Below are 20,564 nucleotides of genomic sequence, written 5' to 3' on the forward strand. Positions count from 1 at the left end.
CTCCATGACCATTCCTGAAAACACTCCAACGGTGCATGCACCCCATGTCCCGCTGACCGAGTATTACCAGACAGAGCAGGACCGGCAAACCTATCTGCGCAGGATATTTGACAGCACGGCGCCGGACTACGACCGCATCGAGGCGATCCTGGCCTGGGGCAGCGGTTCACGCTATCGACGCGACGCACTGATTCGCGGCGGCCTGAAAACCGGCATGAAAGTGCTCGACGTGGGCGTGGGAACCGGCCTGGTTGCCGCGCAAGCCTGCCTCCTGACCGGAGACCCCACGCTGGTGACCGGCCTTGATCCCAGCCCCGGCATGATGGCCGCCAGCAAGCTGCCAAAAACCATGGTGCTGGTTGAAGGCCGGGCCGAGTCCCTGCCGTTTCCGGACAACCATTTCGATTTTTTAAGCATGGGCTATGCCCTGCGCCACATCAGCGACCTGGGTGTGGCATTTGCAGAATTTGAACGCGTGTTGAAGCCCGGTGGACGGCTCTGCGTGCTCGAAATCACCCAGGCAAAAAGCCCTTGGGGCCGCTGGTTGCTCAAAACCTACATGCGTGGCGTCATACCGCTGCTGACGCGCTTCGTTTCGCGGCAAAAAGAAACCGCGTCCATCTGGCGCTACTACTGGGACAGCATAGAAGCCTGCGTGCCGCCCGAACAGGTCCTGGCCACGCTGCGCGCGGCGGGCCTGGCGGATGTCAGGCAACACCTGGAAGCCGGCGTATTCTCAGAATACCAGGCAGTCAAGTCGCTGCCCGGCTCTCCGGCCTCAACTCATCACGATCGCTGAAACAGGCGCCGGGCCAGCAGCACCGGCAAGCGCAGCACAAACCCGATAAAAAGCCGGGAATGCATCCAGGTGAGCAAAAGGTTGTCGCGCAGGTAGTTGAAGTGCGACACACCCCCCTCCTCGGGCCGAAAATACTTCACGGTGGCCGGCAGGTTGACCGGCTTCACACCGCGCCAGCACATGCGCACCACCGCTTCCGGGTCAAAGTCAAAGCGGCGCATCCAGCGCTGTCCGGCCATCACATCACGCAGCGGCGCGATCGGGTAAACACGAAAGCCGAACAGGGAGTCCCCGATGCCGGCCCACAGTGTTTCCAGGTCGGCCCATCCATTGGACACCTTGCGTCCGTTGACTCGCAGGCGCGGTGCATCCGCGGCGAACACCGGCACGCCGAGCACCATGACAGCGGGCTGGGCCAGCGACACGACCATGAATTCCGGAATCAGGTGGGCGGGGTGCTGCCCATCCGAGTCCATGGTCAGCACATGCGTGAACCCCTGGGCCGCAGCCAGCTCAATGCCGTGCAGCACTGCGGCACCCTTGCCCACATTGCGCGGCAACACCACGACCCGCAAGCGCGCATCGTCCGCGGCCATTGCCAGCAGGCGGTCGGTGCTGCCGTCGGTGCTGCCGTCAACGACCACCCAGACCGGCGCCCACTGCGCAAGTGCACTGCGAACTGTTTCGTCAACTTTGACACCGGGGTTGTAACTGGGAATCAGGACGAGATGCGTCCTGGACGTGTCGCGAAGGGAATCATTCATCGAGGGATCTAACTTGAACGGAAAACTGCGTGCAGCTTCACGCCGGCGGCGCAGAAGCAGCCAGGGGGGACGAGCGGGTACGCCCCAGCTCGGTCTGGAAGTATTGCTCCAGCTCTGCGGTGAAGTGCGCCGTGTCGCTCACCGGCTCAAAGCATTTTCCGAGGCGAACACGGTATGTGACCGGCATTTTCGGCGTCCATAGCAGGGACCAGCCCTTGCCCAGAAACCTCGAATCGGTTTCGATGAAAACGGTCTGTACCGGCACACCTGCGTATTTGGAAATCAGGCTGGTCGTTCCCTGCATGCGCCCCACAGGAAACCGCCGCGTGCGGGTACCCTCGGGAAAAAGCAGCAAACTGCTGCCCTGGCGCAAATCGGCAACGGCCAGCTGCACCATGGTGCGCAACGGCGTATTGCGGATATAGCCCACCAGCCGGGCACCTGCCCCAAAAAAGACACTGTTGACGATGTCCGCTTTCATGATGCAGGTGGCGTCCGGCAAACGCGACAGGATCATGATGGCGTCGAGCAGGGAAGGATGGTTGGGCGCGATGATTACCGGGGGGCCCGCCTGCAGCGCATCCAGCGCCGTCAGGTCGAACCGGCAGGCTCCCATCAACACCAGCAGGCGCAGGTAAGACCGGAAAGTGGCTGCTACAAGCCTGCGCCCCCATCGTTTGCTCAATACCCTCGGCAACAATGGCCGCATGACCACCGCCAGCAGCGAGACCGCCAGGCTGACGCCGACAAGTACCAGGTAACCCACGCAAAGACGGGCAGTTTCATGCACCGCCCTGCGGCCCCTATTGACGAGGGCCGACTCGGCAAGCACAGTGTCGGTCGGCTCCGCCCCGCTTGCGCTGTTGAAAGGCGAGATACTCGGCTCGGTCATTGCTTGCCTTTCGGTTGAGGTCGTGGGCCCTGGCGCAGACCGTATCCGGCTTGCTTTTTTGAATGGTGAATGCAAGCGAGTCTACCTCCTCACAAATACCGCTCCTTGGCAAATTGCCGGATTCCGGCGTAAGGCTTGATCCCGACTGAAGGCCGCACTCCAGGTTTTTCAGGCAGAAGCCGACCATGACGGTAAGTGCCTGATAGTAAAGGACAATCAGGGGCCGGAAACATCGAGGAACGGCCCCTGAGATAGGTGCCAGGTGAGACGAAAATGCAAAAAGAAGGAAGCGCGCACGCGCTGGGTCATTGATGCAAAAAGAAACAATTCGCGGCAAAAACCCAACAGGCGGGGCGCCGGAAGACACACCCATGATGACGCAATACAAGCGCATCAAGGCGGAGTACCCCGACACCCTGGTTTTCTACCGCATGGGGGACTTCTATGAGGTCTTTTTTGCCGACGCGGAAAAGGCCTCCCGCCTGCTCGACATCACGCTGACGCGGCGCGGCCAGTCCGCCGGCGAGCCGGTCGTCATGGCGGGTGTGCCCTTTCATTCGCTGGAAGGCTACCTGGCCAAACTTATCAAGCTCGGCGAATCGGTGGCCATCTGCGAGCAGGTCGGCGATGTCGCCACCAGCAAAGGCCCCGTGGAGCGCAAAGTGGTGCGCGTGGTCACGCCCGGCACACTCACAGACACTGAACTGCTGAGCGACAAAACCGAATCCATCCTGCTGGCCGTGCACCAGGGGCCGCGCAACACCTGCGGCCTGGCCTGGCTCAGCGTGACGCAGGGCGAAATCCACCTGGCGCACTGCGCCAATGACGAACTCGAAGCCTGGCTGGCGCGCGTGGCGCCAAGCGAACTGCTTTACAACGTCGATGTGACGCCGGCCTTTGAGCAGCGCCTCAAAGCCCAGCGCTGCGCCGCCAGCGCCCGGCCCGCATGGCAGTTTGATTCCGCCCTGGGCGCGCGCCGCCTGCTGGAGCAGCTCAAGGTCGCCTCGCTCGCATCCTGGAATGCTGAAGCACTGAATGAGGCGCACGCCGCAGCCTCGGCACTGCTGGGCTACGCTGAACACACCCAGGGCCGGGCGCTGTCGCACGTGCAAGGCCTGCAGGTGGTGCGTTCGGGCGAGCTGATCGAGCTGCCGCAAACCACGCGCCGCAATCTGGAACTCACGCAGACCCTGCGCGGCGAAGAATCGCCCACGCTGTTTTCGCTGCTGGACACCTGCACCACCGGCATGGGCAGCCGTGCACTGAAAAGCTGGCTGCTCACACCGCGCCGTGACCGCGCACAGGCCGCCGACAGGCTGGATGCCATTACCCACCTGCGCAGCGGCTCCCAGCAAACCCTGCGCGCCAGGCTCAAGGGCTGCAGCGACGTGGAACGCATCACCGCCCGCATCGCGCTGCGCCAGGTGCGGCCGCGCGAACTCGTGGCCCTGAAAGACACGCTACAAAAAACAGAGCTGGTCGCGCCCGCTGGTATTGGGCTGCCGGCACTTTTAACCAAAATTTTTGAAGACCTGCAGCCGCCGGCAGGCTGCCGTGAACTACTCGGCCGCTATGTGCTGGATGAGCCCGCCGCACTGATACGCGACGGCGGCGTCATCAACCACGGCTGCGATGCAGACCTGGACGAATTGCGCGCCATCCAGACCAACTGCGACGACTTTCTGCTGGACCTGGAAGGCCGCGAAAAAGCCCGCACCGGCATCGCCAACCTGCGCGTGCAGTTCAACAAGGTGCACGGCTTCTACATTGAAGTCACGCAAGGCCAGCTCGACAAGGTGCCCGACGACTACCGCCGCCGCCAGACGCTGAAAAATGCCGAGCGCTACATCACGCCCGAGCTCAAAACCTTTGAAGACAAGGCCCTGTCGGCGCAGGAGCGCGCACTGGCGCGCGAGAAGTGGCTGTACGAACAGCTGCTCGACCAGTTGCAGGACTTCGTTCCCGCGCTGAGCCGCCTGGCACGTGCCCTCGCCTCACTCGACGCGCTGTGCGCGTTGGCCGAACGCTCACTCACTCTCAACTGGGCAGCACCGGTGTTTGTGCGCGAACCCTGCATCGACATCAGCCAAGGCCGCCACCCGGTGGTGGAGGCTCGTCTGGCCGAGACGGGCGGCGGCGCCTTCATCGCCAACGATTCCGTCATGAGCGGCAAGCACCGCATGCAGGTCATCACCGGCCCTAACATGGGCGGCAAGTCGACCTATATGCGCCAGGTGGCGCTGATCGTGTTGCTGGCCAGTGTGGGCTCCTACGTGCCGGCGGCCAGCTGCCGGCTCGGGCCCATTGATGCCATCCACACCCGCATCGGTGCGGCCGATGACGTGGCCAACGCGCAATCGACCTTCATGCTGGAGATGACCGAGGCCGCGCAGATTCTGCACGCCGCCACCCCGCATTCGCTGGTGCTGATGGACGAGATCGGCCGGGGCACCTCCACCTTCGATGGCTTGGCGCTGGCCGGCGGCATTGCCGCCTACCTGCACAACAAGACGCAGGCTTTGACGCTGTTTGCCACGCATTACTTTGAGCTCACCGAATTCCCGGCGCAACACCACGGCGCGATCAATGTGCACGTGAGCGCGGTCGAGTCCGGCGCCGACATTGTGTTTTTGCACCACATCGAGCCCGGCCCTGCCAGCAAAAGCTACGGGATTGCCGTGGCCAGGCTGGCTGGCGTGCCCGCTGCCGTCGTCAACCACGCCCGCCACGCGCTCAATGCGCTCGAAGCCCACCAGACCGAAGCGCGCGCCCAGGTCGACCTGTTCGCCGCCCCGCCAGAAGCCGCCGCGCCCGAGCAAAGTGCCGTAGACAAGGCATTGGGTACCATAGACCCCGATGCACTGAGTCCGCGCGAGGCGCTGGACGCCCTGTACCGCCTGAAAAAGATCTCCGCCTCACCGTGACCCAGCGCAACCCGACCGCCCCCACACTTCCAAGCCACCAAAGCCACCTCATGACTTACTGCGTCGCCGCCAAACTCAACGCCGGGCTGGTGTTCCTGTCAGACTCCCGCACGAACGCGGGCCTGGACCACATCAGCACCTTCCGCAAAATGATCGTCTATGAAAAGCCGGGCGACCGTTTCATGGTGTTGCTGTCGGCCGGCAATCTGTCGATCTCCCAGTCGATCCGCGAAATCCTGCAGGTCGAGCAGCTCAAGGACCCCGACGGCGGCGAAGCCATCACGATCTGGAACGCCAAAAGCATGTTCGATGCCGCGCGCGTGCTGGGCTCGGCGATACGCCGCGTCTACGATCGCGACGCCGAAGCATTGAAAAACGCCGATGTCGACTTCAACGTGTCACTGGTCTTCGGCGGGCAGATCCGCGGCGAGAACATGCGCCTCTTCCAGATGTATTCGGCCGGCAACTTCATCGAAGCGACCGACGAGACACCTTACTTCCAGGTCGGCGAATCCAAGTACGGCAAACCCGTGCTGGACCGCGTGCTCACCCCGGCTACGCCGCTGGCCGAAGCCGCCAAGTGCGTGCTGGTGTCCATGGACTCGACCATGAAGTCGAATCTCTCGGTTGGCCTGCCGCTGGACCTTGTGGTCTATGAGGCCGACACCTACCGGAGCGACAAGATCGTCTGCATCGACAACGACAACCCCTACTACCGCATGATGCACAGCAGCTGGGGCCAGAAGCTGCGCGAGGTGTTCGACAGCATCGAAGACCCGGTGTGGGACGACGCGCACACCGACATCCCGCTGAAGATGCCGGCCACCCGCCATGAGCCGTTGAAAAAAATCAGCACGCCTGACGAGAAACTGATTTAAGCCGTGCCCGCCAACGCAAAACCGCTGGTCATTTTTTCCCACGGCAACAGCTTCCCCGCCGGCACCTACAGCGCGGTGTTCCAGAGCCTGAAAGCACGCGGCTTTCAGGTCAAGGCGATTGAAAAATTCGGCCACGACCCGCGCTACCCCGTCACCAGCAACTGGCCGCACCTGGTGCAGCAACTGGCCGACTTCACAGCCAGCGAGGTTGAAAAATCCGGCCAGCCGGCTTTCCTGGTGGGCCATTCGCTGGGCGGCTTTTTAAGCCTGATGTGCGCCGCACGCAACCCGGTGCTGGGCGGCCACGCCGTCAAGGGCGTGGTGCTGGTCGACTCCCCCATCCTCGGCGGCTGGCGCGCCGCAGCGCTGAGCGTCGCCAAGCGCGCACAACTGGTGGGCTCCATCTCCCCCGGCGCCATCAGCCGCAAACGCCGTCACCAATGGGTAGGCAAAGACGAGGTCTTTGAACACTTTCACAGCAAGAAAGCCTTTGCCGCGTGGGACGAACAAGTGCTGCGTGACTACATCGAGCACGGCACCTATGAAGGCACCGGCGGCGACGATGGCAAGCAGTTGCTGAGCTTCGACCGCGACGTCGAAACCGCGATCTACAACACGCTTCCCCACAATCTGGAAGGCCTGCTCAAACGCCATCCGCTGAAATGCCCTGTTGCTTTTATCGGGGGGCGGCAATCGGTGGAGATGAAGCAGGTTGGGATGGCGATGACTGAGAAGGTGACGAAGGGGCGGATCATGATGCTGGATGGGAGTCATCTGTTTCCCATGGAGAAGCCGTTGGCAACGGCGGCTGCGGTTGAGGCGGCTTTGAGGAATTTCCTCGGGTAGGCTGCTGTTGATTTGATGGGCGCAGTCTTTGTTGAGGGTTGCTGGCCGGGGGTTGCCCGGCATGCAAGTAACTTTCTTTTGCTTCGCCAAAAGAAAGTCACCAAAGAAAAGGCGACCCTGGTTCCTGCGTCCCTTCGCTGCGCTACGGGCAGCCTGTGGTGCTCGGTCCAGCCGGGGTCAAAAACAACTCGCTTCGCTCAAACAAGTTTTTGCCCTGATCCGTCTGAACCTCCGCTCCTCGGCGCATCCACAAGGGGTGGGGGACGAATACCAACAGCCGAAGGCAAACCCCGAATACCAGAAGAAACAAGGACTCGCCACGGCGAGTCCTTGTTGGTATTTGTCTTGGGTATTGGTATTCGGTCCCGCTAGCCCCTTCTGTCTGCGCCGAGGAGCGGAGGTTCAGGCGGATCAGGGATCGCGATTGTCTGAGCCGAAGGCGAGTTCGAGCGAGACCCCGCCTGAACCGAGCACCGCAGGTTGCCCTGGAGCGAAGCGCAGGGGACGCAGACAGCAGGGTCGCCTTTTCTTTTGCTTACTTTTCTTTTGGCGAAGCAAAAGAAAAGTGAGTAGCCGCCGGGCTACCCCCGGCCAGCAATCCTCAGCAAAAAGCGCAACGCCGGAGCAAAATCCGGCCTCAAGAAACCGCTATCAATTCAATAGCGGCCAGCGCCCGTCCCTATTGCCCCAAAGGCCAAAAACCACCTAAAAGTGCAGATTTCAGCGATGTTGATGCCGCGGGGACTTACCCTTAAGACTGCGGTTCAACATTCGCAACAGACTGGATAAACTAGCCCAGCACATCCGGCAGCCCCTGTGCCGCGCATCAGAACGATTCTCAGAGGAGGTTTCTCATGGCCCTATCCTTTATCGTCACCCTCGCCGTGACCTTTCTAGCCTGGGCCGTTGCCGCGGTGCTGTCCCAAAGCATGGGTGATGCGATGACGCTGAGCGCATCTGTCTGGCTGGCCACGGGTGTCACGTTCGGCGCGCTGCTGGCCGTGAAACCGCCCAAGCGCCCCGCCGTGCTGGCGGGCGCCGCGCTGGCGGCCATCGCGCTGGCCTTGCTGGACGGCCTGGCCGTGTTGCCTGCCATCGCTTTTGGCCTGAACGAAGCCCTCTGCGCCAGCCTGGGCGCCTGGGTGGCGCGCCTGCTGCGCAGCACCGGGCCCGGCGGCGGCATGGAGCCGGGCAAGTCTTACGCGGGCGTGCTGCTGGGCGCGCTGCTGACCTCCGCGCTGGGTGCCAGCATCGGCGTGATGCTCTGGAGCTGGGCCCTGCCGGAGCCCGTTGTCCTGCTGACCGAATGGCGCGTGTGGACCTGCACCACCTTTGTCGGCATCTTGCTGATCGCGCCGCTCATCACTGCGTTTTCCGGCTTCAAGGTCAAGCGCTCGGGCGGCATGGCCACCAGCCAGTTCCTGGCGGGCGCGGGCACCTTCCTGCTTTTCTTCGTGGTGGCGGGGCTGATCTTCTCCAGCGATGTGTCCGACCGGTTCAGCGCATCGCTGGGCCCCACCCTCACCTACCTGCCGCTGCCCTTCATGGTGGTGACCGCCATCCTCTGGAAGGAACGCGGCGCCACGGTGGCCACGCTCGTCGGCGCGTTGGCCCTGGTCGCCTGGACCAACGCCGGCGGCGGCCCCTTCGCCGAGGTCGAAGGCTTTCCGGGTGAGGCCGTGATCGAGGTGCAAGGTTATGTCGCCGTGATGGCGCTGCTGGTGGGCGTGGTCAATGCCCTGGGCGCCACCGCCGCACAGGCCCTGGCGCAGGCGCAGGACTGGCGCACCCGCTACCGCCAGGTGCTGGACTCCAACCGCACGGTGGTCGCCAATTTTGACGCCAGGACGGGCGCTGCCGAATGGGGCGAAGGCGCCAGCGAGTTGCTGCGCACCAACGCCAACGCGCTGCTGACCGTGCAGGACTTCATCGCCCACGCCGACCCGCAAGAGCAGCCCGGGCTGCAAGCCGACTGGCGCGACCTGACACAGGGCCAGCGCGACCACGTGCTGTGGAAGAACACCCTGCGCTGGAGCGACGGCCGCGTGGCCAGCGTGAACGCGCGCCTGTCGGGTGTGCGCGGCGCCGACGGCAATGTCGAACAGGTTGCAGCGCTGCTGGAAGTCGAGGCCTGACGTGGCTCTGGACACTTCCAGCACCGCGTCCACCGAGTCACCGGCACCGGCCGTGGACAAGAAGACGCCGGCCGTTTTTCTTATCCACGGGCTGGGCGGCACGCAATACGATTTGGGCTCCATGCACAAGCGGCTGAAAAACGCGGGCTTCGTCACGCATTCGCTGACCCTGCCCGGCCACGGCACCACGCCCGAGGATTTGGTGAACGTGACCGCCGAGCAGTGGATGGATGCCGTCACCGCCAAGTACCACGAGGTAGCCGCGCAGCACGACAACTTCCACATCATGGGCATGTGCATGGGCGCGCTGCTGGCCACCGAGCTGGCCAAGCGGCAAAAGCACACGCGCGGCAAGCTGATCGCGCTGGCGCCGCCTATCTACATCGACGGCTGGGCCACCGCCTGGTACACACCGCTGCGCCACCTGATGTACCACGTGCCCGGCGTTCCGGCACGCATGAAGGTCGAGGAAGAAGACCCTTTCGGCATCAAGAACGAACAGCTGCGCGCCATCGTCAAGGCCAAATTTGCGCGCGGTGAAGCCTTTCATTACCGCTGGGTACCGCTGGCCTGCGTGCGGCAGGTAGACCGGCTTCGCGGCTGGGTCATGACTGGCCTGAAAGACATGGCCAGCGAAACCCTGGTCATCCACGCACGCGAAGACGAACTCACCAGCCTGAACTCGGCCAACTACCTGGTCGAGCAGATCGGTGGCGCCAGGGCGCGCATGGTCGTGCTGGAAAACAGCTATCACATGATCTGCGTCGACAACGACCGCGAACAGGTTGCCCGCAACGTGCTGGAGTTTTTCGGCGCCAGCAGCGCGGCCTCACTGGGCATGGCGGTAGACGACCCGAAGATGAGCCCCGAAGCACTGGTCGCCTTTGCGCAAGCGCTGCGTACCTCGCTGGAGGCCGGCGACTTCACCAGCATCTTTGCCAAGGGCGCTTCAGACATGGCATGGTTCCAGCCCGGCGCCAACCGCGCCAGCGGCGTTTACCGCGGCAACAAGGGTCTGCAAGCCATGCTGCCGTGGGCCGCTGCAGTGCGGTTCACCGCATTCGGGCAGCCGGTGTTCAATGCCGGTGTGGCCGTGGTGCCCGCCACGCTCACGGCTGGTGGCCTGATGTCGCAAGGTGTGCTGGCCTTTGCGGTGCGCTCGGGCCGGCTGCTGGATGCGCGCTGGTTTCCCGACGACGTGGCGCTGGAAGACGCGCACTTCGGTGAACCGGTGGCCCCTGCCGGGCCCAGCGAAGCCGAGCGCGCTTTTGAAGCCGCCGGCATCGCGGTGAAGACGCTGGCCCAACCACCTGACAACGAAGCCCTGCTTGGCCTCTATGCCCTGTACAAACAGGCAACGCTGGGGGACGCGACCGGCGAACGCCCCGGCATGATGGACGTGATGGGCCGCGCCAAATACGATGCATGGGCCCAGCGCAAGGGCATGGCCCGCGAAGACGCGATGGCCGGTTACGCGGCGCTGGTGGAAAAACTCAGGTCCGCCTGAGCGTTAGCCCTCGCAAGCCTAGTCCGTCAGGTCGGCAGGTACCTTGCCGCCGTTGGCAGCCAGCTTGTTCATGACCTGCTTGTGCAGCCAGATGTTCATGGTCGCGCTGTCATTCATGTCGCCCGTGTAACCCAGCTCCTTCGCCAGCTCCTTGCGTTCGCCCAGGCTGCTGTCCAGGTGCAGCAGCTTCATCAGGTCGACGATGGAGGTTTTCCAGTTGAGTTTTTCCGGGTTCTTGCTGGCCATGCCGTTGAGCAGGGCTTCGACATCGACCTGCTGCATGGGCGGCGCTGCGGGCGCCGGGGCAGGTGCTGTGTCAGCAGGGGCGGCAGCCACCGGCGGCGCTGCATCGGGCGTTTGCAGCGAGGGAAATATCTTGCCGAAAATTTTGCCGAGAATACTCATGGTGCGCCCCTGGGTGAAGTTTAAAAATCCAGAGTAACACCGGGATGTGACAGCTTTTGTCAGACGTCACGCCAATCGCAGCCTGGCAACGCATCGCTCAACGGGCTGGCGCACCCACGCGCTTCAGGCCTGCTTCACCCGCCCGCGCCGCCATATCGGGCTGCCACACCACCTGGTCGTCTACCGCATACAGCCAGCACCTTGATTTCGCCCTCGCACACTGCTGGAAGGTCGTCGCGATCGCTTCAGGCTCGCCAGCGTTGAAGTACCAGCCGCCCTTTTCCGTCACGGCAAAGGCTTTGGGAGGCGGCAAGGTACGGAAGTGGGCATAACGCGCCTTGCCGGCGTCGCTGAGCGGCACGGCCGCCGTGTCATCGGCCGCCGCAAAGCCGGAGGCCGGCGGCACTACGTAGTGATGCCCTTTGAAACGCTGGGCATGCGACAACAGCAAAGGCTGGCCCAGCTGCGCCGAGAGAAACTCGAACATGCGTGCATGCGAGGCCTCCCGCGCTGCGGGGTTGCCGCCCACCGTGGCCTTGCCTGTTTTGGTGTTGCCCAGGCCTTCCATCTGTTTGACAGGCCCGGGGCCGTCAAAGCCGTGGTAGCTGCCGGGGTAAACCGTCAGTTCCACCGGCGCATTGGCCTTGTTCTTTTGCAGGCGCCCATGCAGGGTGACGCATTCCGGAGCCAGTGTCCAGTCGTCAAGCTCGCCGATCATGATCAGGAGCGGCACATGGACTTCATAGTTCCACATTCTGTTGTTCAGCAGGCAGCCAGGGTAAAAAGCCACGGCGGCGCGCGGCTGCACCTTCTGCGCCTGCACGTATTTGTCTGTGGCGTCGATGGTGCTGAGCACTGTCTGCGCGCCATGCGACCAGCCCAGCACCACAATGCGCGAAGCATCCACGGACGGCTGCTTCACCAGCCAGTCGATGGCGGCGAACACGTCCTCGCGGCGGTCACTTTCGTGAATGGTACGGAGCTTGTTGGGCGTCTCGCAAATCGATTTCTGGCCACGCGGGGTGAAGCTGTCCAGCGCGAGGAAATGCATGCGCTCCGCGTTGAAGTACCCGCCATAGCGAAAGAGCCGCTCGGCAAAATTGCCTTTGCTGTCGAGCCCGCCGCCACAACCGTGCAGGCCGATGATGACGGGCCGCGGATCCTTGTCGCCGGTGTCGAACCAGTAGCCGGGAATCTGCAGCTTGCCGTCCTGCGACGGGATCAATACCGGGCCACTCGCATGCGACAGCTGTGCCAGCAGCAAGCCAAAAAGAAGAACAGAAAAATAACGAAGCCAGGTCATGGCAGTCCCCTCCTCTGCGTCTCTTTTACCGGACGCTCAGTTTTTTTACGCCGCCCAAACTACCAGCCCGCTCCATGCCGTGGCCAGCACCACAATGCCGAACGCGATGCGGTACCAGGCAAACGGCACAAAGCTGTTGGTCGAGATGTAGCGCAGCAGCCAGCGTACGCAAAGCCAGGCGCTGAAAAACGAAAACACCAGGCCTACCGCGAACATCGGCATGTCGGCAGCAGACAGCAGCGCCCGCTCCTTGTACAGACTGTAGGCGCCGGCACCAATCAGCGTCGGCATGGCCAGGAAAAACGAGAAGTCGGTCGCGGCCTTGCGCGACAGCCCCAGCAGCATGCCGCCGATGATGGTTGCACCGCTTCGGCTGGTGCCGGGAATCATCGCCAGGCATTGCACCAGGCCGACCTTCACCGCGTCCATCACGGTCATGTCCTCCACCTCCTGGATGCGCGCAGCCGCGGTGTTCTTTTGCTGCCGCTTTTCGGCCCAGAGGATGATGAAGCCGCCGATGATGAAGGTGCTGGCCACCACCACGGGCGTAAACAGATGGGCCTTGATGGCCTTGCCGAACAGCAGGCCCAGCACCACGGCGGGCACAAAGGCCACCAGCACATTGAGCACAAACTGTTGCGCCTGTTTCTCGGTCGGCAGGGCTACGGCGGTGGCACGGATCTTCTGCCAGTACACGAGGATCACCGCAAAAATGGCGCCGGTCTGGATCGCTATGTCAAACACCTTGGCCTTTTCATCGTCAAATCCCAGCAGCGCGCCGGCCAATATCAGGTGCCCTGTCGAAGAGATCGGCAGGAATTCAGTCAGGCCCTCGACGATGCCCATGACGGCGGCTTTGATCAACAGTGCTATATCCACGCAGTCTCCAGAAAATAAAGTCCAGATTATGGCTGTAGCTGTTGGCCTACCCCTCGCCCAAAAGAGAAAGAAGGGCCGTGGCGCCCAGGTCCATGCCAGCAGGGGCCGCGGGACTGGCTTCGCCAGACCGCAGGCGCCGCCCCCGGAGGGGGGAACGGGCTACACGCAGTGAGACCGGACGGGGGTGGATCTGGTTCACCATCCCCTCGAGGGGAGAACAGGCTACACGCAGTGAGTCTGGACAGGGGTGGTATTTCTGTGCACAATTTGTTACCCCTTCGCCAGTCGCCACAGCCATGCAACTGACTCCGCTGATTGCCATTCACCTGTTTGCTGCCAGCACCGCCATCATCATTGGGCCGGTCGCGCTGTGGGCGCGTAAAGGGCGCTTGCAACGGCCCAAGGTACACCGGGCTTTTGGTTATGCCTTCGTGACGATGATGCTGGTCACTGCCGCGACGGCAGTTTTCATCCGCGACTTTGACTACCCCAATATTGCCGGCTACACACCCATCCACCTGCTGGTGCCCTTCGCGCTGCTCAGCCTGAGCGGCGCGTTCTGGCATTTGAGCCGCGGCAACATTGCGGGCCACCGCCGCGCCATGCAGTCACTCTACATTGGCGCATGCCTTGTGGCAGGCGTGTTCACGCTGATGCCCGACCGCTACCTGGGCAAGATGCTGTGGACGCAGCTCGGCCTGCTGTGACCTTCCACATCGCCCGAAAAAGCTGCAGCATTTTTTGACGAGCCCGTGGCAGGACGGTCCGCGCACGGAGTCCGGTGAAAATCCCTCGGACGCACACAATGCCTCACCCGGGCGCCCAGAAAAAGAAAGAACACCCATGCACCGTTATGTCCTGAGCGGCCTGTTGCTGCTCGCCGCCACCTGCGTGCAGGCCGGCATGGGATTCACCGAACTGCCCGGCCTGCAAGATGATGGCCCCGTCAGCGTTTTTTACCCTTCCGCCGGTGAAGACCGGCAGGCCCAGTTCGGCTCCTATTCCCTCAAACTTGATCGCGGTGGCCAGCCGGTGCGCGGCAACACGCGCCTGGTGGTGATCTCGCACGGCTCGGGCGGCTCGCCCTGGACCTACACCGACCTGGCGCGCCGCCTGGTCGAAGACGGCTTCGTCGTCGCGTTTCCGCGGCACCGCGGCGACAACGCCATGGACCCATCTACCCCCGGACCCGACAGCTGGAAGCAGCGGCCCGCCGAAGTGTCCCGCGCCATTGACGCGGTAGCGCGTGACCAGCGCCTTGCACCGCTGCTGTCGCTGGACAAGGTCGGCATGTACGGCATGTCGGCCGGCGGCCATACCGCCCTGACACTCGCCGGCGGCCGCTGGTCCCCGGCGCTGCTGGCCCGGCATTGCGAGGCGAACATTGCCGAGGACTTTCACACCTGCGTCGGGCTGACCACCCGGCTCACGGGGGGCATGCTGGACGGCCTGAAAAAATCGGTGGCGCTGGCAGTGATCCGCCAGAAATTCAGAGACGCCGGCTGGCAAACCCACACCGATCCACGCATTCGCGCCGTGGTTGCCGGCGTTCCGCTGGCCGCCGATTTCGACATGGCCTCGCTGGCCGCACCGCCCGTGCCGCTCGGGCTGGTCACCGCCCGGCAAGACCGCTGGCTGGTGCCCCGTTTTCACAGCGACGTGGTGCTTGCGGCCTGCAAGCGCTGCGAACACCTGGCCGACCTGCCCACCGGCGGCCACGGTGCGCTGCTGTCGCCGCCGCCACCGACCGATGCCATGTCGGCCCTGGCCAAAGACCTGCTGCTGGACCCGCCCGGCTTTGACCGCAGCGAGCTTCCCGCGGTGGACCAGAAGATCAGCAGCTTCCTGCGCAGGCACCTGCTTCCTTGAATTCCCGGTGATGGGCTTGTGAAGGCTGGCCACAGGCACGCCTGGCGGTGCCTGGAGGTCACGCATCGAAGTGAACCAAAAATGAGCCTTTCAGGTGCGTTTTTGAGTCAGAAACGAACCAATAAGAATCATTAGTAAAACTTATCTACTCGTACATTCATTCGCTGAGGGGTGAACCCCACTACCGCTTCATGAAGGTGAAATATACATTCAGTTACACCAACATTATCACCAAGGTTCTCACGATGAACAGCTTCACATCCCGCCGCCATACCCTGGTCGGCCTGACCGCCATTGCCGTAGCCAGCGCCCTGCTCTCAGGCTGTGACAACCCGCCAGACACCATCAAGATCGGCGTTGCCCAGCCGCTGTCGGGGAACCTCGCCGCGCTCGGCCAGGACTTGCACAACGGCGTGAAGATGGCCGTGGACGAGATCAACAAGGAGGGCTTCCAGATCAAGGGCAAGACGGTCAAGATTGAAATCGTGGCCATGGACGACCGGTCTGATCCAAAAACCGGTGTGGAAGTCGCGCAGCAGCTCGTCGACGCCGGCGTGGTCGCCGTGATCGGCAACCTCAATTCGGGCGTCAGCATCCCGGCCGCACCGGTCTATGCCGCCAAAAACATTCCCCAGCTGGCCATCTCGACCAACCCCAAGTTCACCGAGCTGGGCCTGGCCACCACCTTCCGCCTGGTGGCCAACGACAACCTGCAGGCCCGCGCGATCGGCTCCTTTGCCGCCAACCAGCTCAGCGCCAGCAAGTTCGCCATCGTCGATGACGGCACCACCTACGGCAAGGGCCTCGCCGCCGGTGCGGCCGTCGAGCTGAAGAAAGCCGGAAAGGCAGTAGTGGTCACCTATTCGTCCGACGACAAGACCACCAGGTTTGACGAGCTGGCCGGCAAGATCAAGGACGGCAATGTCGAAGTGGTCGTGTCCACGCAAGGCGACTTCCAGATCCTCGCGCTGATTGATGCCCTCAAGAAGATCGACTACAACCAGCAGATCAGCATCCTGGGCGGCGACACCATCAAGACGACCGACATGCTCAAGGGCAGCGACACAGTCAAGGGCATCTACGCTACTTCGCCCATCCTGGACGCCAAAGAGTTCGTCAACGGCAAGGCCTTCCTGAGCAAGTACCAGGACACCTTCAAAAGGGAGCCGGCTTACGGCGGCCACTACACCTACGACGCGATGTACATCCTGGCCGGCGCCATGCGGCGCGCCAACTCGGTCAAACCTGAAAAGATCACCGAAACCCTGCGCACCTTTGACGGCTACGCGCCGATTACCGGCTCCATGAAGTGGGACTCGGTGGGCGAGCAGCGTTACGGCGTGGTCGGCGTTTACTCGATCCGCAAGGGTGTTTGGGACCTGCAGCTGCGCTCTGACCGCTGGTAGGCTAAGCTTTCGGTCGTCATGACCGAGCCCACCTCATTGCCTGGCGCATTCCCTGGCGCATCTTCCGGCGCGGCGCCTGCCCGCCACCACGCCACGCCCGCCGAAGTCCTGGACTTCTGGCTGGGCGACGGCGTCGAAAAAGACTGGCCCACGCAAGACCTTGGCAAACGCTGGTTTGGCGGCGGCGCCGAACTCGACGAAGACATCCGCGCGCGCTTCGGCCTTGAGGTCGAGGCAGCCGTGGACGGCGGCCTGCAAGGCTGGGCGCAACCGCCCCTTCACCGCCTGGCGCTGGTCATCCTTTTGGACCAATTCACACGCAATGTCTTTCGCGGCTCCGGCAAGGCCTTTGCCGGCGACGCGCGGGCCCAGCAACTGGTGCTGGAGGCGCTGGCCGCCCAAACCGACCTGCAGCTGCCCTGGGCCGGGCGCGTCTTTTTGTACATGCCGCTGATGCATGCCGAAAGCCTGGCACTGCAAGATGAATGCGTGGCGCGCTTCACCCGGCTGGTGGATGACGCGCCCGACTCACTCAAGCAGCGCCTGCGCGGCAATCTTGACTTCGCCCACCAGCACCGGGACATCATTGCCCGCTTCGGACGCTTCCCCTACCGCAACGCGGCGCTGGGGCGCACCGATACGCCCGAGGAAGCCGACTTTCTTCTCAAGGGCCCGCGCTTCGGGCAGTGAGAACGTTCCCCCCCGTTCAGGCTCACTTCGTGTAGCCTGCTCCCCCCTCAGGGGGCGGCGCCTGGGGCCGGCGAAGCCGGACCCTCGGCCCCCGCTGGTGAAATGCCCCCCGTGGTTACCCCGCTTTTTTGAATCCAGCATCACGACCGCCGCGTACTAGCAACGGGACGTCCCGCGCCACATCGCCAACAACAACGGCCGGCCGCCCTAGTTCACCACCGGCCAGCCCTGGCCGGTTCACAAAAACCCAGGAGTTCAAAAATGACTTTACGCACAGCCACCGCCTCAGCTTCAGTTCTGCTCGTGTCCCTGCTCGCCGCCTGCGGCAGCATGTCGCCCATGATGCCCAGCTACTCGCAGGCCGGCCTGCCGGCTGCCGTGCAGGTGCCGGCAGGCAACAAGGTCGCGATGGAGACCGTGGGCGTGGGCGACATCACCTACCAGTGCAACGCCAAAAAAGACATGGCCGGCCAGTTTGAATGGGTCTTTGTCGGCCCCGACGCGAAGCTCAATGACCGCAGCGGCAAGCAGGTCGGCAAATACTACGGCCCGCCGGCCACCTGGGAAAGCATGGACGGCTCCAAACTGACGGCAACGCAAATCGCGGTCGCCCCCGGCGGCATGGGCAACATCCCTTTGCAGCTCGTCAAGGGCAACCCGGCCATGGGCAGCGGCGCCATGAGCGGCGTGACCTATATCCAGCGCGTGGACACCCAGGGCGGCGTAGCGCCCGCCATGCCTTGCGCCGCCGGCAACATGGGCGCCAAACAGGTCGTGAAGTACCAGGCCGGCTACATCTTCTACAAGGCGATGTAAGCGTAAGCGCAGGAAGGCGCAGGGAGGTTCGCACAGGCACCCTCCCGGCGCCCGACACCCTTCACCCGCATCTCCTCAGGGTGAGCCGCCAGCTCTGAAATCAGGCGGGGCTGGTCTTACGCCCGCAGGCTTGCCACAAGGCCGGCGCTGCGGGCTTTTTTACGGGCAGTTGGCCTCCTCTTTGGCGGGTTGCGTGAGCTGTCTTTTGACGTGCCGCCTGAGCTGTCGCATTTGCCCGCAAACGGTCCGGCAAGGCGCTGGCAATGAGGCTGCGCGGCGTCCTACAGATGTTTACATTTCAGCGGGCTTTACTGGCAAGCAGACAAAACAACAAACCGAGGAGCCTCCATGAAAAGCACACACAACATCTTTTGGGCCTACAGCAAGAGCGCTGGCGTCATGCTGGCCATGGTCACCGGCACTGCCGCGCTAATCACCGCCTGCTCCGGCGTCGCGCCGCTTCCCAAGGAATACACGCAGGACCCGCTGGACGCATCGGTCAAGGTGCCGCCCGGGCATGTTGTGGCGCTTGAAACCACCGCTAGCGGCCTGCTTCATTACGAGTGCAAGGCCAACGCCGACACAGCCGGCACCATCGGCTGGGTTCTCGTGAGGCCCGAGGCCGACCTGCTGGACCGCACCGGCAAAACCGTCGTCAAATATTCCGGCCCGCCTGCCACCTGGACACACATCGACGGCTCCAGCGTGGTCGGCACGCAGGTGGCGCTGGCGCCCCGCATAGGCGCCACCAACCTGCCGAACCAGCTTTCCACCGGTGCATCGGGCGCCACGCCTGGCGTCCTGCAAAACATCACCTACATCCAGCGCATCAAGACCAAGGGCGGGCAAGACCTGAGCAAGGCCTGCACGCAGTCCGACCTCGGCGACAAGCTGACAACGTCTTACCAGGCCGACTATATTTTCTGGAAAGCCTCTTGAAGCAGAGCGGCAATGGAACCCAAAAGCCCGCAGGCCCCTGGTCTGCGGGCTTTTTTTCTGGCGTGGGCAGAATCAACCTGCTACTGAATTTATAGCTGCTCGCGCTTATTTTAATTGGGCTACAGCCATATTTGGCATTGGGATGGAGCCGCATCACGACATCGGCATTGGCACCGGCATGGAATACCCGGCTGAACGCTTCCAATGCGCCATCACCCCACCAGTCAAACCTGCCGACCTTTGCCCGCACCCACTCCCTTCAGCGTCCTACAGCGGGCCTGGCTCATTGTGTTTTACTGGTGCCTGAGACCATCGCCCCCCACCTGGAACCTGCCGTGAACACCAAAGCCTCTCGCGCTCCCTGCTTCGCCCTGCTGCGAAGCGTGCTCATGGTCACCGGCGCAGTGGGGGTGCTTGGCGCCTGCAGCGTGCGCCTGCCCAACCCCTACAACGCCCAGCAGGCCCTGCCTGAAGCCATACGCGTGCCGGCGGGCCACAAGGCCGTGCTGGAAGCCCAGGGCAAGGGCGACCTCCTGTATGAATGCCAGGCCATCAAACGTGCGCCCTATGAATACGCCTGGCTGCTCCAGTCACCGGGGCTGCGGCTGCAGGACAGCAATGGCCAGACCGTCACGTACTACCCGGGCCTGCGCTCGCGCTGGGTGCACAGCGACGGCTCCAGGGTCGTCGCGCAGGAACTGGTTGAAGTGTCCGCCGACCGCAGCAGCCTTCCGCTGCAGCGGGCCATGGTGAGCCCTTCAGAAACCCCGGGTGCGCTCGCCGACGTCAGCTACATCCAGAGCCGCAGAACCGCGGGCGGCGTTGTGTCGAACCCGCCCTGCACCTCTGCAAGCCTGGGCATGCGGGTGTCGGTGCCTTTCGAGGCTGACTATGTTTTCTGGCGCCCGGCCGCCTAGCACTGCAACCCACCGGCCTTTCATCGCCCAACAAAAAGCCCGCATGAAGCGGGCTTTTTGCTTTTTGCTGTTGCAAGGCGGCTAACCCTGGCGACTCCGGGTCAGACCGGGTTAGCCCGCAACGCAGGCTTTAGCGCCTGTAGTACGCCGGCCCATAACCCGGAGGGGGGGCCTGCACGTAGTAGCCACCGTGGTGCCTGTGGCCGTGCCTTGGGCCGTAGTACACCGGCTGCGGGGCGTAGTACACAGGCGCAGGCCTCACGTACACGGGGCGCGGCTGGTAGTACACCGGTGCGGGCGGGTAATACACAGGTGCCGGCTGCACGTACACGGGCTGCTGGTACACCGGATAGGCGTTCGTTACGCCAACCTGCACACCCGGCACCCCGACGCCCACGGAAAAGGTCACGTTGTCACGGGCTTGGGCAGCACCGGCAAAGCCGAAAGCGGCAAGTGCCAGTGCGGCTGCGGCGCCTGCCACGGCGACGGAGCGGTTTGCCTTGATTGCTGTCTTCATATGATCTCCTTAACAGGGCAGGAAATGCCCATGTGTTTATTAAACGCGCCACCCCCGTAACGGCGTACCGTACGCACA

At 63.3% G+C, this 20,564-nt stretch carries 19 protein-coding genes; 13 read left to right on the forward strand and 6 right to left on the reverse strand.

The genetic code is table 11. The annotated features are described in order from the left end of the window. Positions 1–4: 4 nt before the first annotated feature. A complete protein-coding gene (locus AC1DYR_RS06920) occupies positions 5–799 on the forward strand; it encodes a class I SAM-dependent methyltransferase (RefSeq protein ID WP_477704435.1) in 795 nt (264 codons plus the stop codon). Here the strand turns inward: AC1DYR_RS06920 and AC1DYR_RS06925 are convergent. Together AC1DYR_RS06925 and AC1DYR_RS06930 are read right to left on the reverse strand one after the other, a co-directional pair. Next, entirely contained in the window at positions 787–1,563 is a 777-nt protein-coding gene (locus tag AC1DYR_RS06925; protein ID WP_477704436.1) for a glycosyltransferase family 2 protein, read from the reverse strand. The two genes, AC1DYR_RS06920 and AC1DYR_RS06925, sit on opposite strands and share 13 nt — an antisense overlap. 37 nt (positions 1,564–1,600) lie before the next feature. Then, positions 1,601–2,455 (reverse strand): lysophospholipid acyltransferase family protein, encoded by an 855-nt coding sequence (locus tag AC1DYR_RS06930; protein WP_477704437.1) that lies wholly within the window; start codon positions 2,453–2,455, stop codon positions 1,601–1,603. Between the two features lie 311 nt (positions 2,456–2,766). Between AC1DYR_RS06930 and mutS the strand changes: the two genes are divergently transcribed. From mutS to AC1DYR_RS06955, 5 genes are all read left to right on the forward strand, one after another. After that, positions 2,767–5,379: a DNA mismatch repair protein MutS gene (mutS, locus tag AC1DYR_RS06935; RefSeq protein ID WP_477704438.1), complete on the forward strand. Its 2,613-nt coding sequence runs from the start codon at positions 2,767–2,769 to the stop codon at positions 5,377–5,379. A 50-nt stretch (positions 5,380–5,429) separates the two neighbouring features. Continuing rightward, entirely contained in the window at positions 5,430–6,257 is an 828-nt protein-coding gene (locus AC1DYR_RS06940; RefSeq protein ID WP_457279118.1) for a proteasome-type protease, read from the forward strand. 3 nt (positions 6,258–6,260) lie between these two features. After that, the gene (locus AC1DYR_RS06945; protein WP_477704439.1) at positions 6,261–7,103 is read left to right on the forward strand and encodes an alpha/beta fold hydrolase; all 843 of its coding nucleotides are present in this window, start codon (positions 6,261–6,263) and stop codon (positions 7,101–7,103) included. Positions 7,104–7,957: 854 nt separating this feature from the next. Next, entirely contained in the window at positions 7,958–9,238 is a 1,281-nt protein-coding gene (locus AC1DYR_RS06950) for an MASE1 domain-containing protein (protein WP_477704440.1), read from the forward strand. 1 nt (position 9,239) lies between these two features. Further along, positions 9,240–10,745 carry an acyl-CoA-binding protein gene (locus AC1DYR_RS06955; protein WP_477704441.1) on the forward strand — a complete coding sequence of 502 codons (1,506 nt, stop codon included), beginning with the start codon at positions 9,240–9,242 and terminating at the stop codon, positions 10,743–10,745. Between the two features lie 18 nt (positions 10,746–10,763). On the opposite strand, the gene AC1DYR_RS06960 is transcribed toward AC1DYR_RS06955, so the two are convergent. The 3 genes from AC1DYR_RS06960 to AC1DYR_RS06970 form a co-directional block, all read right to left on the reverse strand. Beyond that, the gene (locus AC1DYR_RS06960) at positions 10,764–11,150 is read right to left on the reverse strand and encodes a DUF3597 domain-containing protein (RefSeq protein WP_477704442.1); all 387 of its coding nucleotides are present in this window, start codon (positions 11,148–11,150) and stop codon (positions 10,764–10,766) included. Between the two features lie 97 nt (positions 11,151–11,247). Continuing rightward, complete coding sequence (locus tag AC1DYR_RS06965) at positions 11,248–12,453, reverse strand: dienelactone hydrolase family protein (RefSeq protein WP_477704443.1); 1,206 nt, start codon at positions 12,451–12,453, stop codon at positions 11,248–11,250. A 45-nt stretch (positions 12,454–12,498) separates the two neighbouring features. Continuing rightward, entirely contained in the window at positions 12,499–13,332 is an 834-nt protein-coding gene (locus tag AC1DYR_RS06970; RefSeq protein WP_457279124.1) for an undecaprenyl-diphosphate phosphatase, read from the reverse strand. A gap of 296 nt (positions 13,333–13,628) precedes the next feature. Here AC1DYR_RS06970 and AC1DYR_RS06975 point away from each other — a divergent pair, with 296 nt between their 5' ends. The 7 genes from AC1DYR_RS06975 (at position 13,629) to AC1DYR_RS07005 (ending at position 19,969) form a co-directional block, all read left to right on the forward strand. Beyond that, a complete protein-coding gene (locus AC1DYR_RS06975) occupies positions 13,629–14,039 on the forward strand; it encodes a DUF2306 domain-containing protein (RefSeq protein WP_477704444.1) in 411 nt (136 codons plus the stop codon). A gap of 136 nt (positions 14,040–14,175) precedes the next feature. Continuing rightward, on the forward strand, positions 14,176–15,201 hold the full coding sequence (locus AC1DYR_RS06980; RefSeq protein ID WP_477704445.1) for an alpha/beta hydrolase family protein: 1,026 nt from the start codon (positions 14,176–14,178) through the stop codon (positions 15,199–15,201). A 245-nt stretch (positions 15,202–15,446) separates the two neighbouring features. Beyond that, complete coding sequence (locus AC1DYR_RS06985) at positions 15,447–16,607, forward strand: branched-chain amino acid ABC transporter substrate-binding protein (RefSeq protein ID WP_477704446.1); 1,161 nt, start codon at positions 15,447–15,449, stop codon at positions 16,605–16,607. An 18-nt stretch (positions 16,608–16,625) separates the two neighbouring features. Then, positions 16,626–17,297: a DUF924 family protein gene (locus tag AC1DYR_RS06990; protein ID WP_477704447.1), complete on the forward strand. Its 672-nt coding sequence runs from the start codon at positions 16,626–16,628 to the stop codon at positions 17,295–17,297. Positions 17,298–17,558: 261 nt separating this feature from the next. Beyond that, positions 17,559–18,113, forward strand: a complete 555-nt coding sequence (locus AC1DYR_RS06995; protein ID WP_477704448.1) for a DUF3455 domain-containing protein — start codon at positions 17,559–17,561, stop codon at positions 18,111–18,113. A 348-nt stretch (positions 18,114–18,461) separates the two neighbouring features. After that, on the forward strand, positions 18,462–19,052 hold the full coding sequence (locus AC1DYR_RS07000) for a DUF3455 domain-containing protein (RefSeq protein WP_477704449.1): 591 nt from the start codon (positions 18,462–18,464) through the stop codon (positions 19,050–19,052). Between the two features lie 335 nt (positions 19,053–19,387). After that, on the forward strand, positions 19,388–19,969 hold the full coding sequence (locus AC1DYR_RS07005) for a DUF3455 domain-containing protein (protein WP_477704450.1): 582 nt from the start codon (positions 19,388–19,390) through the stop codon (positions 19,967–19,969). A 130-nt stretch (positions 19,970–20,099) separates the two neighbouring features. Here the strand turns inward: AC1DYR_RS07005 and AC1DYR_RS07010 are convergent, their stop codons facing one another. Continuing rightward, entirely contained in the window at positions 20,100–20,486 is a 387-nt protein-coding gene (locus tag AC1DYR_RS07010; RefSeq protein ID WP_477704451.1) for a hypothetical protein, read from the reverse strand. Between the last annotated feature and the right edge of the window lie 78 nt (positions 20,487–20,564).

Source organism: Polaromonas sp. P1_F9, assembly GCF_056405615.1.